General features: G+C 67.8%; 13 protein-coding genes. 8 read left to right on the top strand and 5 right to left on the bottom strand.

Going from position 1 to position 13,108, the window contains the following annotated elements; genetic code table 11:
* Positions 1–22: 22 nt before the first annotated feature.
* Both ABFT43_RS00910 and ABFT43_RS00905 read left to right on the top strand, forming a co-directional pair.
* Positions 23–1,399, top strand: coding sequence for a M1 family metallopeptidase (locus tag ABFT43_RS00910; RefSeq protein WP_347958529.1), 1,377 nt, complete (start codon positions 23–25; stop codon positions 1,397–1,399).
* 58 nt (positions 1,400–1,457) lie between these two features.
* Positions 1,458–2,780 (top strand): polysaccharide biosynthesis protein, encoded by a 1,323-nt coding sequence (locus ABFT43_RS00905; RefSeq protein ID WP_457590082.1) that lies wholly within the window; start codon positions 1,458–1,460, stop codon positions 2,778–2,780.
* 39 nt (positions 2,781–2,819) lie between these two features.
* Here the strand turns inward: ABFT43_RS00905 and ABFT43_RS00900 are convergent, their stop codons facing one another.
* The gene (locus ABFT43_RS00900; RefSeq protein ID WP_347958527.1) at positions 2,820–3,662 is read right to left on the bottom strand and encodes a glycosyltransferase family 2 protein; all 843 of its coding nucleotides are present in this window, start codon (positions 3,660–3,662) and stop codon (positions 2,820–2,822) included.
* A gap of 70 nt (positions 3,663–3,732) precedes the next feature.
* Here ABFT43_RS00900 and ABFT43_RS00895 point away from each other — a divergent pair, with 70 nt between their 5' ends.
* The gene (locus tag ABFT43_RS00895; protein ID WP_347958526.1) at positions 3,733–4,434 is read left to right on the top strand and encodes a glycosyltransferase family 2 protein; all 702 of its coding nucleotides are present in this window, start codon (positions 3,733–3,735) and stop codon (positions 4,432–4,434) included.
* Between the two features lie 7 nt (positions 4,435–4,441).
* Complete coding sequence (locus tag ABFT43_RS00890) at positions 4,442–4,786, top strand: DUF2304 domain-containing protein (RefSeq protein ID WP_347958525.1); 345 nt, start codon at positions 4,442–4,444, stop codon at positions 4,784–4,786.
* Positions 4,787–4,840: 54 nt separating this feature from the next.
* On the opposite strand, the gene ABFT43_RS00885 is transcribed toward ABFT43_RS00890, so the two are convergent.
* Both ABFT43_RS00885 and rfbA read right to left on the bottom strand, forming a co-directional pair.
* Entirely contained in the window at positions 4,841–5,461 is a 621-nt protein-coding gene (locus ABFT43_RS00885) for a dTDP-4-dehydrorhamnose 3,5-epimerase family protein (protein WP_347958524.1), read from the bottom strand.
* A 48-nt stretch (positions 5,462–5,509) separates the two neighbouring features.
* Positions 5,510–6,385, bottom strand: a complete 876-nt coding sequence (rfbA, locus tag ABFT43_RS00880; RefSeq protein ID WP_347958523.1) for a glucose-1-phosphate thymidylyltransferase RfbA — start codon at positions 6,383–6,385, stop codon at positions 5,510–5,512.
* A 129-nt stretch (positions 6,386–6,514) separates the two neighbouring features.
* Between rfbA and rfbB the strand changes: the two genes are divergently transcribed.
* A complete protein-coding gene (rfbB, locus tag ABFT43_RS00875; RefSeq protein WP_347958522.1) occupies positions 6,515–7,519 on the top strand; it encodes a dTDP-glucose 4,6-dehydratase in 1,005 nt (334 codons plus the stop codon).
* Between the two features lie 59 nt (positions 7,520–7,578).
* Positions 7,579–8,598: a UDP-glucose 4-epimerase GalE gene (gene galE / locus ABFT43_RS00870; RefSeq protein WP_347958521.1), complete on the top strand. Its 1,020-nt coding sequence runs from the start codon at positions 7,579–7,581 to the stop codon at positions 8,596–8,598.
* A 27-nt stretch (positions 8,599–8,625) separates the two neighbouring features.
* Here the strand turns inward: galE and ABFT43_RS00865 are convergent, their stop codons facing one another.
* On the bottom strand, positions 8,626–9,459 hold the full coding sequence (locus tag ABFT43_RS00865) for an MBL fold metallo-hydrolase (RefSeq protein WP_347958520.1): 834 nt from the start codon (positions 9,457–9,459) through the stop codon (positions 8,626–8,628).
* A 65-nt stretch (positions 9,460–9,524) separates the two neighbouring features.
* Complete coding sequence (locus ABFT43_RS00860; protein WP_347958519.1) at positions 9,525–10,583, bottom strand: alpha/beta fold hydrolase; 1,059 nt, start codon at positions 10,581–10,583, stop codon at positions 9,525–9,527.
* Positions 10,584–10,822: 239 nt separating this feature from the next.
* Here ABFT43_RS00860 and ABFT43_RS00855 point away from each other — a divergent pair, with 239 nt between their 5' ends.
* Together ABFT43_RS00855 and ABFT43_RS00850 are read left to right on the top strand one after the other, a co-directional pair.
* Positions 10,823–11,950, top strand: a complete 1,128-nt coding sequence (locus ABFT43_RS00855) for a Rieske 2Fe-2S domain-containing protein (protein WP_347958518.1) — start codon at positions 10,823–10,825, stop codon at positions 11,948–11,950.
* A gap of 72 nt (positions 11,951–12,022) precedes the next feature.
* Positions 12,023–13,108: an NAD(P)H-dependent amine dehydrogenase family protein gene (locus tag ABFT43_RS00850; RefSeq protein ID WP_347958517.1), complete on the top strand. Its 1,086-nt coding sequence runs from the start codon at positions 12,023–12,025 to the stop codon at positions 13,106–13,108.

Here is a 13,108-nt window from a genome sequence, read left to right as displayed (position 1 = left end):
GCAGAACGGAGTGGAGTCGAGAGTGCCGGGAAAATCTGGCCTGGGGTCGAAAGGCAACGCCCGGCAACCGCTGCTGGGAGAGCCGTCCGATGTCCTGGACCCCTACCTCCCCGACAACGGCAATCTCGGCTACCGGATCTGCCGCTACGACCTCGATCTCGAATACAAGGTGTCGAGCAACCGCCTCGAGGGCACCGCGGTACTCACCGCGACGTCGTTGCGCGAACTCACGCGCTTCGGACTGGACCTCGCGAGCTCGCTGTCTGTGCAACGGGTGTCGGTCAACGGCAGACGCGCCCGCCACAGCCATCGCCGCAACAAGCTGACCGTCACGCCCGACACACCGGTGCCGCCGGGCGGCGCGATGACCATCACCGTCCGCTACCACGGCAGTCCGCGACCGATCCGCGGCCCGTGGGGTGAGGTCGGCTGGGAGGAGCTGACCGACGGATCGCTGTGCGCCAATCAGCCGAATGGCGCGGCGTCGTGGTTCCCGTGCGACGACCACCCGAGAGCCAAAGCGCCGTACCGGATCTCGATCACCACCGACAGCCCGTACCATGCCCTGGCGAACGGCGTCCTGGAGTCGCGGCGGGTGCGCGCGGCCCGGACCACGTGGGTGTACCAACAGGTCGAACCCATGCCGACCTACCTGGCGTCGATCCAGATCGGGCAGTACCAACCGATCACGCTCGCGTCCGAGCCCGTTCCGGTCACCGGGTTGATCCCGCCCCGGCTCGAGGACGACTTCGCCGTCGACTTCGGCCGGCAGACCGAGATGATCGCCGCGTTCGTCGACATGTTCGGACCGTATCCCTTCCCGCAGTACACCGTCGTGGTGACAGATGACGATCTCGAGATCCCCATCGAGGCACAGGGTTTCTCGACCTTCGGCGCCAATCACTGTGACGGGAGCCGGGACGCGGAGCGACTCATCGCGCACGAGCTCGCGCACCAGTGGTTCGGCAACTCGGTGACGGCGTCGCGCTGGCGCGACATCTGGTTGCACGAGGGATTCGCCTGCTACGCGGAATGGCTGTGGAGCGAACGATCCGGCGGGCGCCGCGCCGACGAGTGGGGGCGGCACTATTACGAGAAGCTCGCGGACAACCCGGTGCGGGTGCCGCTCGCCGATCCGACGCCGCGGAAGATGTTCGACGACTGGGTGTACAAGCGCGGCGCGCTCACGCTGCACGCGTTGCGGCTGACGATCGGCGACGACGACTTCTTCGCGCTCCTGCGACGCTGGACCGAGAAGTACCGGTACGGCTCGGTGACCACCGAGGACTTCATGGCGCTCGCGTCGAACTTCTCGTCGAAGCCGCTCAAGAACCTGTGGGAGGCATGGCTGCTGACCCCCGCACTCCCCAGGTTCCCCGAGACGGGAGAGGCCGCGTGAACTGCGCCCGAGCCCGCAGGACGGCGTTCCCGAAGGAGCCGGAGGGCTGCAACCGACGATGACGACGGATCGGATGGCATCCACGCCGGACGCGCCTCGCGACGACGACGCCGCGAACGACATCGGCGCCGCCTCCCTGGGCCGGGTCACGATCGCGACGTTGATCGCCGCGGCATCCGGTTATCTCGTGTTGCTGCTCGCCGCACGGCACCTCGGCGCGGTCGGCTACGGTGTGTTCGCGGTCTTCTGGGCGGCCTACGGTCTGGTCACCGGCGCCCAGAACGGCCAGCTGCAGGAGACGACGCGTGCGGTGCGCGCGGCCGCCGACGCCGGGGCCCGATCGCGACCGGTGCTCGTCAACGTCGGGATCGGGCTCGGACTGGCGGTGCTCGTCGCGGCCACCTCACCGCTGTGGAGCGACGCGGTCTTCGGCGCCGAGCGGGGGCTGTCGGTGTTGCTGCTGGCGGCCGGCGTCGCGAGCTTCGCGGTGTACGCGCACCTGTGTGGCGCGCTGTCCGGGACGCTGAGCTGGTCGTCGTTCGCGGTGCTGGTGTCGGTCGACGCGCTGCTCCGGCTGGCCGGCGCGATCATCGCGGTCGCGGCGGGCTGGGGCACCACCGCATTCCTGATCATCACGGTCATCGGCTCGGTCTCGTGGTGCGTGCTGTTGCTCTCGTCGTCGACGGCGCGCCGTGCGCTCGGGATCGGCGGCGACGTCCCGGCGCGTCGGCTCACCGCGAACACGCTGACCGCGATGGCGGCCGCCGCGGCGAGCTCCGTCCTGGTCATGGGTTTCCCGGTGCTGATCAACCTGACCGCGAACCTTCGCGGCACCCCCGACGCCGCCGAGGCCCGGGTCATCGGCGCGCTCGTCCTCGCGGTCACCCTCACCCGCGCCCCGCTGCTCGTCCCGCTCAACAGCTTCCAGGGCGTGCTGATCTCCCGGTTCGTCGAGCGTCGCCACCAGCCGATCGCCGCGCTGGCCGCGCCGCTCGGGATCGTCGGCGTGGCCGGCGCGGTCGGGATGGTTGCCGCCTGGCTGGTCGGTCCGTGGCTGCTGCGCACGGTGTTCGGCGCCGATTTCGATCTCGACGGCCTCGTCGTCGCCCTGCTCACCGGCGGCGCGACCGGTCTGGCCCTGCTCACCGTCACCGGCGCCGCTGCCGTCGCCGCCGGCGCGCACCGGTGGTACGCCGCGGGCTGGTGGGTGGCGACGCTGGTGGCCGTCGGGATGCTCCTGCTCCCCGTTGACGTGGATCTCCGCACCTGCGTCGCCCTGATCGTCGGCCCCGTCGTCGGCCTCGCAGTGCATGTGCTCGGCGTCCTGCGGCACCCGAGCCCCCGCAAAATCGCAGGTTGGGACCAGAATCGCGAGCTGTGACCCGCGACTTCGAGGGTGAACCCGCGATCCTGGGAAGCGCTAGCGCCGCAACCGGCCGAGCCCCGCCCCCACCCGCGCCTGCAGGTGGTTCAGCCTCGACGTCGCATGCATCCGCGCCGCCCGCGCGGCGCGGGACCAGCCGAGACCGGCGAAACGTTTCGCCTCCTGCGCGAAGAAGCGGTTCTCCTCGTCGAACCGGCGGCCGTCGACGGCCTGGACCGAACTCACCGACGCCGAGTGCCTGCGGTAGGAGAACACGACCTCTGGGTCGTACACCAGGGAGCCGTCGCCGGCGGCGAGATCGAGGAGCAGCGCGAGGTCGAGAACGATCTCCAGCCCGGGCCGGAACCCGACCTCCCGCACCGCCGCGGTGCGCCACAGCAGCGATGGGAAGTAGGTCCAGTTGCCGTGCAGAAGACTGGTCGCGAGCCGTTCGCCGGAGAGCACCGTCGCGAACGACGGTGCGAGGACGCCCTTGATCCGGTCGCCCAGCGGACGCACCGGCCGGCCGTGCTCGTCGATCACGTCGACGCCGGGCTGGATCACCGACGCCGTCGGGTGATGGCGGGCCAGCATCCCGACGGTGCGCAGGTAGTCGGGGTGCATCACGTCGTCGCAGCCCATCACCACGAACCAGTCGGCGGTGACGAGCTCGACACAGCGTCGGAAATTGCCGTTGACGCCCAGGTTGGTCTGGTTGCGCAGGTAGTGCACGCGGGCGTCGCCGAGCGACATCAACCATTCGCGGGGCTCCGGGTCCGGGTAGCAGTCATCGACCACGACGAGCCGCAGGTCGGGATCGGTCTGGTCGAGGACGCTGGTCACCGCCTGCCGGAACTGCGCGACGTCGCCGTAGAAGGGCATCATCACGTCGATCGGCACCCGACCAGCCTAGGACATGGCCGAGCGGCGAATGGGAGCAGCGGGACCGGCCGGGTTAGGGTTGTTCACCATGGCCGACCCCAGCACCAATGCCGACGTGTGGCTGGTGGTACCCGTCTACAACGAGGGACAGGTGATCCGCGAGGTCGTGACCTCCGCCCGCGAGACCTTCCCCAACATCGTCTGCATCGACGACGGTTCGTCGGACAACTCGGTCGAGGAGATCCGGGCCGCCGGCGTCCACCTGGTCCGTCACCCGGTGAACCTCGGGCAGGGCGCGGCGATCCAGACCGGCGTCGAGTACGCCCGCAAGCAGCCCGGCGCACAGTACTTCGTGACCTTCGACGCCGACGGCCAGCACCAGGTCGACGACGTGTCGGCGATGATCGCCCGGCTGCGCACCGAGCCGATCGACATCATCGTCGGGACCCGCTTCGCCGAAGGCCGCAGCGAATCGGTGCCGCTGCTGCGCCGAATGGCGCTGCGCACCATCGTCTTCCTGAGTCCTCGCACCCGACGGCTCGGCCTGTCCGACGCGCACAACGGGCTTCGGGCGTTCAACAAGAGGGTCGCCGACGAACTCGACCTGCTGATGAGTGGCATGAGCCACGCGTCGGAGTTCATCGCACTCATCGACCACAACCGATGGCGGGTCGCCGAGCAGCCGGTCACGATCCTCTACACCGACTACTCACGGGCCAAGGGGCAGTCGCTGATCAACGGGGTCAACATCGTCGCCGACGGCCTGTTCCACACCCGGATGAGGAAGTGAGGACACGATGATCTGGTTCCAGATCCTCGCGATCATCGGACTTCTCGCGCTCGTCGCCTTCTTCGTCGTCAACCGCGGCACCGCCCGCTCGTCGGCGGGTGTGAAGATCCTGTTCGTCGCGTTCATCGGTTTCGGGGTGTACGCGATGTTCCGGCAGGACGACGTGACCTGGGTCGCCAACAAACTGGGCATCCAGCGTGGGCTCGACCTCGTGCTGTTCCTGCTGGTGATCGCGTTCGCGTTCACCACCGTCTCGACGTACCTGCGGTTCCGCGACCTCGAGGTCAAGTACGCCCGCCTCGCCCGCGCCATCGCGCTGCAGAACGCCGAGAAGCCGGAGCGCCCGAACTAGCAGGACTCGCCCTGATACGCCTCGTCGCAGGCTCCCCGGCCCGACGCGCCCCGGTTACTCCTCCGCCAGGCCCCGCAGGAACGCCACCACGTCGTCGTGTCGCGGCAGCAGACCGGACTCGCGCGCCTCGACGAGGCCGGGAGCGGTGGTGTCCTTCTGCGACAGTTCGTATTCCAGCGGCCGCCCGTCGCGACCCTCCGTGGGCCATTCGATGCCGAGTTCGGGATCGAACGGGTTGATGCCGTGTTCGCCGGTCGGGTTGTAGCCGGTCGAGCACAGGTAGGTGACGGTCGAGTTGTCGGCGAGGGAGCAGAACGCGTGCCCGAGCCCCTCGGAGATGTACACCGCACGACGGTCGGTGTCGTCGAGCAGGACGGTGTCGTACCGCCCGAAGGTCGGGGAGCCGACCCGGATGTCGACGATCACGTCGAGGACCGCACCCGACGGGCAGGTCACGTACTTCGCCTGACCGGGCGGGACGTCGGCGAAGTGCACCCCGCGCAGCACCCCGGCCGCCGACACCGACAGGTTCACCTGCGCGAGGTCGAGGCGGTGCCCGATCACCTCCGACAGCAGATCGCCCTTGAACACCTCGGCGAACAGTCCGCGCGCGTCCCCGTGCTGGACGGGGGTGAACTCCCACGCGCCGTCGATGGAGAGCGGTCGCACCTTCATGGATGAGCCTTTCGCCGTGCCGGGAACACCGTGGTCGGTCTCTCGGGATCAGAACTGCTTCCCGCGTTCGAGCAACTGCAACAGGTAGTCACCGTATCCCGACTTGGTGAGTTTCTCTGCACGGGAACGCAGTTCGTCGTCGGTGAGGAAGCCGCGACGCCACGCGATCTCCTCCGGGCACGCGATCTTGAGCCCCTGGCGCTGTTCGACGGTGCGCACGAAGTTGCCGGCGTCGAGCAGGGAGTCGAAGGTGCCGGTGTCGAGCCACGCGGTACCGCGGGGCAGCACGGTCACCGACAGTTTGCCGCGCCGCAGGTAGTGGGCGTTGATGTCGGTGATCTCGTATTCGCCGCGCGCGCTGGGCCTCAGCCCGCGCGCGATCTCGACGACCTCGTTGTCGTAGAAGTACAGGCCGGGCACCGCGAAGTTCGACTTCGGATGTGCCGGCTTCTCCTCCAGCGAGATCGCGGTGCCGTGCCCGTCGAACTCGACGACGCCGTAGGCCTCCGGGTTCGACACCCAGTAGGCGAACACCGCACCGCCGTCGACGTTCTCGAACCCCTGCAGTCGGCTGCCGAGGCCGGGGCCGTAGAAGATGTTGTCGCCGAGGACGAGTGCGACCGAGTCGTCGCCGATGTGGTCGGCGCCGAGGGTGAACGCCTGCGCGAGCCCGTCGGGCGACGGCTGGGTCTTGTAGGTGAGGTTGATGCCGAACTGGTCACCGGTGCCGAGCAGCCCCTGGAACGCCGCGGAGTCGTGCGGGGTGGTGATGACCAGGATGTCGCGGATGCCGGCGAGCATCAGCGTCGACAGCGGGTAGTAGATCATCGGCTTGTCGTAGACCGGCACGAGCTGTTTGCTCACACCCTGGGTGATCGGGTGCAGGCGGGTGCCCGTCCCGCCGGCCAGAATGATCCCTCGCATGCCGCTCAGCCTAGTGCCGCTCCCACCGGTCACGGGCATGTGCCGGCGACGGCGACCTCGCCGGCGGGGGTTCGACGCCGCGATCTCGGTAGAGTGACCACCACCGATCCCCGAGGCGGAAGGAACGTCGTGCGTGTTCTCGTGACCGGTGGTGCCGGGTTCATCGGCGTCAACTTCGTGCTGCGCACGCTGGCCACCCGACCCGACGTGTCGATCCGGGTGCTGGACAAACTCACCTACGCCGCCAACCCGGAGACCCTGGCCCCGGTCGCCGACCGGGTCGAGTTGATTCAGGGCGACATCGCCGACGCACCGCTGGTGAACAAGCTGGTCGGCGACACCGACCTGGTGGTGCATTTCGCCGCGGAATCCCACAACGACAACTCCCTGGCCGACCCGTCGGCATTCGTGCACACCAACCTCGTCGGCACCTACACCCTGCTCGAGGCCGTGCGTGCGCACCGGGTGCGCTACCACCACATCAGCACCGACGAGGTGTACGGCGACCTCGACCTCGACGACCCGGCCCGGTTCACCGAGACCACCGCCTACAACCCGTCGAGCCCCTACAGCTCCACCAAGGCCGGCAGCGACCTGCTCGTGCGCGCCTGGGTGCGTTCCTTCGACATCGCCGCGACGATCTCGAACTGCTCGAACAACTACGGCCCGTACCAGCACATCGAGAAGTTCATCCCCCGCCAGATCACCAACGTGCTCTCCGGTATCCGACCCAAGCTCTACGGAGACGGCCGCAACGTGCGCGACTGGATCCACGTAGACGACCACAACGACGCGGTGTGGACCATCATCGACAAGGGCCGGATCGGCGAAACCTACCTGATCGGCGCCGACGGCGAGGTCGACAACCGCACCGTGGTCGAGACCATCCTCGAACTGCTCGGCCGGCCGAAGGACGCGTTCGACTTCGTCACCGACCGCCCCGGCCACGACCGCCGCTACGCCATCGACTCCACCCGGCTGCGCACCGAACTCGGCTGGCAGCCGAAATACGTCGACTTCCGCGCCGGCCTGGCCGCGACCATCGACTGGTACCGCGACCACACCGCCTGGTGGCAACCCGCCAAGGACGCCGTGGAACAGAAATACGCCGCCACCGAACAGGTGACGGGCTAGCCCCGTCCCCCCGCCCGCGCGTTTGGCGTTCTCCGAGCCGGGACGCTTACGGTGGTTCCATGCGCGTACTCGTGAGCGGCGGCGCGGGCTACATCGGCTCGCACACCGTGGTCCAACTGGTCTCGGCCGGGCATGACGTCGTCATCGTCGACGACTTCAGCAACGCCAAACCGACCGTCGTCGGGCGGCTGGAGTCCCTGACCGGCAGATCCATCCCGGTGCATGCCTTCGACCTCGCAGACCTCGACAAGACCGAGCATTTCTTCGCGAACGAACAGGTCGACGCGGTGATCCACTTCGCCGGCTTCAAGGCGGTCGGCGAGTCGGTCGCCAAGCCGCTGGACTACTACCAGAACAACCTGGGCACCACCTTCTCGTTGCTGCGGGCGATGGAGCGCCACGGGGTGTACACGCTGGTCTTCTCCTCGTCGGCGACCGTCTACGGCGCGGACCCCAAGCTGCCGATGACCGAGGACCTGCCGACGTCGGCGACCAATCCGTACGGCTGGACCAAGGTCATGATCGAGCAGATCCTGCGCGACGTCGCGGCGAGTTCGGACCGCTGGCGGATCGCCGCGCTGCGGTACTTCAACCCGGTCGGCGCCCACCCGAGCGGCCAGATCGGCGAGGACCCGTCCGGGATCCCCAACAATTTGATGCCGTTCGTCGCCCAGGTCGCGGTGGGGCGCCGGGAGAAGCTGTCGATCTTCGGCGACGACTACGACACCCCGGACGGCACCGGCGTGCGTGACTACATCCACGTCGACGATCTCGCCGCCGGCCATGTCGCCGCGCTCGACCGCATCAGCACCGGGGACACCGGCATGTCGACGTGGAATCTCGGCACCGGCAAGGGTGTCTCGGTGCTCGAGGTCGTGCATGCCTTCGAAAGGGCCAGCGGGAGAAGGATTCCCTACGAGATCGCCCCGCGCCGCCCCGGCGACATCGCGGCGTCGTATGCCGACCCGAGCCGCGCGAACGCCGAACTGGGCTGGCGCGCAACCAAGACCATCGACGACATGTGCGCCGACACATGGCGCTGGCAGTCGCTCAACCCGAACGGCTACCCCGACGAGTAACGCGGCAACGGCTCGGATCCGCGTATCTCACGGGACGTCTGGGTCGTCGGGGTCGACGATCTCGTCGGTCGCCCAACCGATGTAGCGACGCGCGGAGGTCTCGATGACCTCCGGTGCGGCGCTCTCGACGACCCCGCCGAACGCGTCGTACAACCGGTCGAACCCGAGACCGGACACCCGCGCGACGATCCGGCGCACCAGTCGCGGCGACAGCGGCAGCATGTTCGGGTAGCTGCGCATGAAGGTGACCATGCCCGGCTGCATGACGCACTTGACGGTGTCGCCGGAGAGGATCGCGCCACGCCCGTCGGCGGCATGCGGCAGGTGCAGCACCGAGCTACCGGGGAAGTGCCCGCCGCAGCGGAGGATCCGGATACCCTCGGCGATCTCGATCTCATCCGACCAGAACTCGACGACGGGGTCGGGCCTGGTCAGCCACCGCCGGTCGAGCTCGTTGTAGTACACCGGCACCCGGCCGAAACGATGGCTCAACGACACCCCGGCGCCGAGCAGGTGCGGGTGACTCGCGGCGACGGCAACCAGACCACCACGCCGTTCGATCTCCTCGACGAGCGTAGGTCCGATGAATCCCGGTGGCTCCCAGAGGATGTTGCCGACATCGGTCGTGACGAGAAAGCCCTGCTGCCCGATACCGACCCGCGGGTCCGGCGTCAGCCGGATCAGCCCCGGTTCGACCTCGGTGGCGTCGAGCGAGTTGTCGGCCCGGTCGTCGAGCCGGAACCAGGCGGGACCGCTCGGCGGGATCCACTGCCGGTCGTCGTCGCAGATCGGACAGATCTCCGGCGGAGAGTCGGCGGGCGGGAACTCGTTGGCACAGAACACGCACATCCACGGCTCCATGGCCTGATGTCTACCCCATCGACACACCCGATGAGCGGGGTTCGCCGGATCGTCCGACGACCGGATCAGCTCGCGGTACCGGTCATCGGCGCGACGCCGTGCTCCTGAAGCGACGCCGTGTACATGACGCGGTGGATCTCGGCGTTGAACTCCTCGGTCGCCTCGACGTTCGACGCGTGGCCGGTGTCGAGGACGACGAGTTCGTCGAGGTATCCACGCACCGACAGCGCGTGCGCGATCCGCTGTGTCATCGCATGCGGAAGCAACAGGTCGTGGCGGCCGCCGATGACCGTGGTCGGCACGGTGATGGACTCGACGCCGACCGGTCCGAGCGCGAGTTCGGTGAGGGCCACCGCGGTCTTCGCGCGTGCTGTCGGGTTGCAGGAGCGGCTCATCGCAAGCACGAATGCGGCGTGGTCGGCGGTCGCGGTGCGGCGGTTGAGGATGCGCGTACGGACCAGATTCTCCGCGACCCAGCCGCCCGGGAGCGGGAACGGCACCGACAGGACCATCTGCCCGAGCCAGAGCGGAGCCTTGATCGGGTCGTTGAGCAGCGGCAGGACGCGGGTCTCCTCGGCGATGCCGCCCCAGGTGGTGTTGGCCAGGACGAGTGCCGCGGCCCGCTCCTCCACCCGGTCACGGTGGCGGTGGGCCCATGCCTGGACGGTGATGCCGCCCATGCTGTGCCCCACGAAGACGGCCTTCGATCCGGCCGGGACGGCCTGCTCGACTACGGTCTGCAGGTCGTCGGCGAGCACGTCGGCGTCGAACCTGCGGGTACCCCAGGAGCTGTCACCGTGACCGCGCTGGTCGTAGGCGATGACGTGGTAGTTCTCGGCGAAGGCGTTGATCTGCGGGTTCCAGTACTCGATGCAGCACGACCACCCGTGGATGAGCACGAGCACCGGCGCGCCCTCGGGGCCGTGGTGATGGACGCGGAGTCGTGCGCCGTCCTCGGTGACGGCCCAGGTCTCGCGTTCCGGCTGCCGGACGTTATACAGCTCGTTCTCCCACCGACGGTTACGCAGCCGGCGACGCGCCTCGGCCGGTCGGACGAAGCCCGGCAGCCTCGACCTCGACCTCGTCGCGGTCGTCGGGGAAACACTGCTCGTAGCCACTGTCATCCGTCCGTCCTCCTGGCGCCATTGCCTTGATGCCATACCGGTCGCCGCTGTAACTCACGTCACACCGGTTGGCTTGATGATACAAACCGCGAATAAGCGTTCCTATGTTTTGCGAAAAGTCCGCGCCACACATCCTCGACCTTCGAGTAGCCCGGTGGACGACATCTCAAACCATGCAGCCCACCTGTTTCACAGAACCCTCTTGTATTCTTCTCCGCGGTGGCCCTACCGTGACTGTCATGGCGCGAACGCCGTTGTCGATGACCCCCACCGGGTGGTTCCAGGTCGCATGGTCGGCGGAGATCCCGGTCGGCGTGGTCCACACGATGAAGTACTTCGGGCGCGAGATGGTGGCCTGGCGGTCGAGATCGGGCCGGATCTCGGTCTTCGACGCCTACTGCGAACATCTCGGCGCCCACCTCGGTCACGGTGGTCACGTCGAGGGCGAGAACCTGGTGTGCCCGTTCCACGGCTGGGAATGGAACGCCGAGGGCCGCAACGTGTGCATCCCGTATGAGAAGCATCCCAACCGCGGACGGCGCATTCGCAGCTATCCGGTGGTGGAACGCAATGAGGCCGTGTGGATCTGGCACGACGTCGAAGGCCGGCCGCCCTATTTCGACGTCCCGGACATCTTCGCCGACTTCGGCGACGACGCCACCGCCGCCGACTACTACCCGCCGGTGCCCGCTGCGACGCTGTACCGGCCGGGTCTGGAGATCCACCCGCAGTACATCATGGAGAACGGCGTCGACTTCGCGCATTTCAAGTTCGTGCACAAGACCCCGTTCATGCCGGAATTCACCCGCCACGACTTCTCCGGGCCGGTCTCGTTTGTGGACTTCACCATCGCCTTCGACGAGGGCGCGACCCTCGAATCCGCCTCCAGCGGGGTCGAATCCATCAACGCGGGGCTCGGCTGCTCGGTCACCAAGAGCTGGGGCATGGTCGACAATCGGACCATGCCCGCGGTCACCCCGGTGGACGAGCACACCTCCGACGTCCGGTTCACCGTGTGGATCGGGCGCAAGCCCGGTGAGGAGACCGGCGAGATCACCGAGTACGGGAAGACCATGGCGGGCTTCGTGATCGAGCAGTTCGCCGCCGACATCGAGATCTGGGCGCACCAGCGGTATTCCGACCCACCGGCGCTGTCCCGGAAAGAATATGCCGGATTCACCGCGCTGCGTGAGTGGGCCCGCCAGTTCTATCCCGACGGCGGTGCCGCGGCCGACGAGTACGTCCGTATCCACCGGTCGGAACTCGAGGAGCTCCGCCGCGCGGCAGCGCGAAACGAACCGAGCGCGGCAGCGCGAAACGAACCGAGCGCGGCAGCGCGAAACGAACCGAGCGCGGCCCGGCCCTGAACCCTGCCTTCCCGAACCCTCTGCCCCCGAACCCTCTGCCCCCGAACCCTCTGCCCCCGAAAGGAACCCACGATGACCGCACCCGAGAAGATCCGGGTCTTCCAGGTCGCGACCGGCAATCTCGGCACCGAGATGATCGGGCGTATCCGCAACCACCCCGACCTCGAACTGGTCGGCCTGCACTGCTACTCGCCCGACAAGATCGGCCGGGACGCCGGCGAGATCGTCGGCATCGGCCCGATCGGGGTGACCGCGACCGGCACCGTCGAGGAGATCATCGCCGCGAAACCGGATGTGCTGACCTTCCACGGCGTTTTTCCCGACGAGGACCTGTACATCCGGGTGCTCGAGGCGGGGATCGACATCGTCACGACCGCGGACTGGATCACCGGCTACCACCGCGACACCAATCACCCTCATCCGTCCGGCCGGAAGGTCAGCGAACTGATCGCGGAGGCATGCGCGAAGGGCGGCGCGACCTTCTACGGCACCGGCATGAATCCCGGCCTGACCCAGATCCTCGGCATCGTGCACACCGCCGACGTCGCCGAGATCGAGAACGTGATGGTCAAGGAATCGGTCGACGTGTCGTGCCATCACTCCGTCGACACCTGGAAGGCGGTCGGCTACGGCCTGCCGGCCGACGACCCGGGCATCCCCGATTCGCTGTACAAGTTCACCGCGGTGTTCGCCGACTCCGTCTACCTGATGGCCGACGCCTTCGACCTCCAACTCGACGAGGTGAGGTTCTCCTACGAATTGGGGGCCTGCACAAAGGATGTCGATCTCGGCTGGTACCAGTTGCCGGCCGGGTCACTCGGCGGTAGCTACATCAAGTACCAGGGAATGGTCGACGGTGTGCCCCGCGTCGAGACCCACCTGGAGTGGCAGATGACCCCGCACACCGATCCGTCATGGAACATCCAGGGCTGCTACATCACCCAGGTGACCGGCGACCCGAACATCTATTCCAAGCACATGATCTTCCCGCGCAAGGGATTCGACCTGTCGAACCCGGAGAACTTCGCGTCGATCGGTATGACCGTCACCGGCCTGCCCGCACTGAATTCCATCCGATCGGTGGTCGCGGCCCCGCCTGGAATCGTCACGAGTGCCGATCTCCCGCTGCGCAGCTTTGCCGGGCGATTCAAGGCCTGA

This window comes from Gordonia aurantiaca (assembly GCF_039939235.1).
GTDB lineage: Bacteria > Actinomycetota > Actinomycetes > Mycobacteriales > Mycobacteriaceae > Gordonia.
Note: the sequence above shows the minus strand (reverse complement) of the source record. Positions and strands in the feature narration are given on the sequence as shown.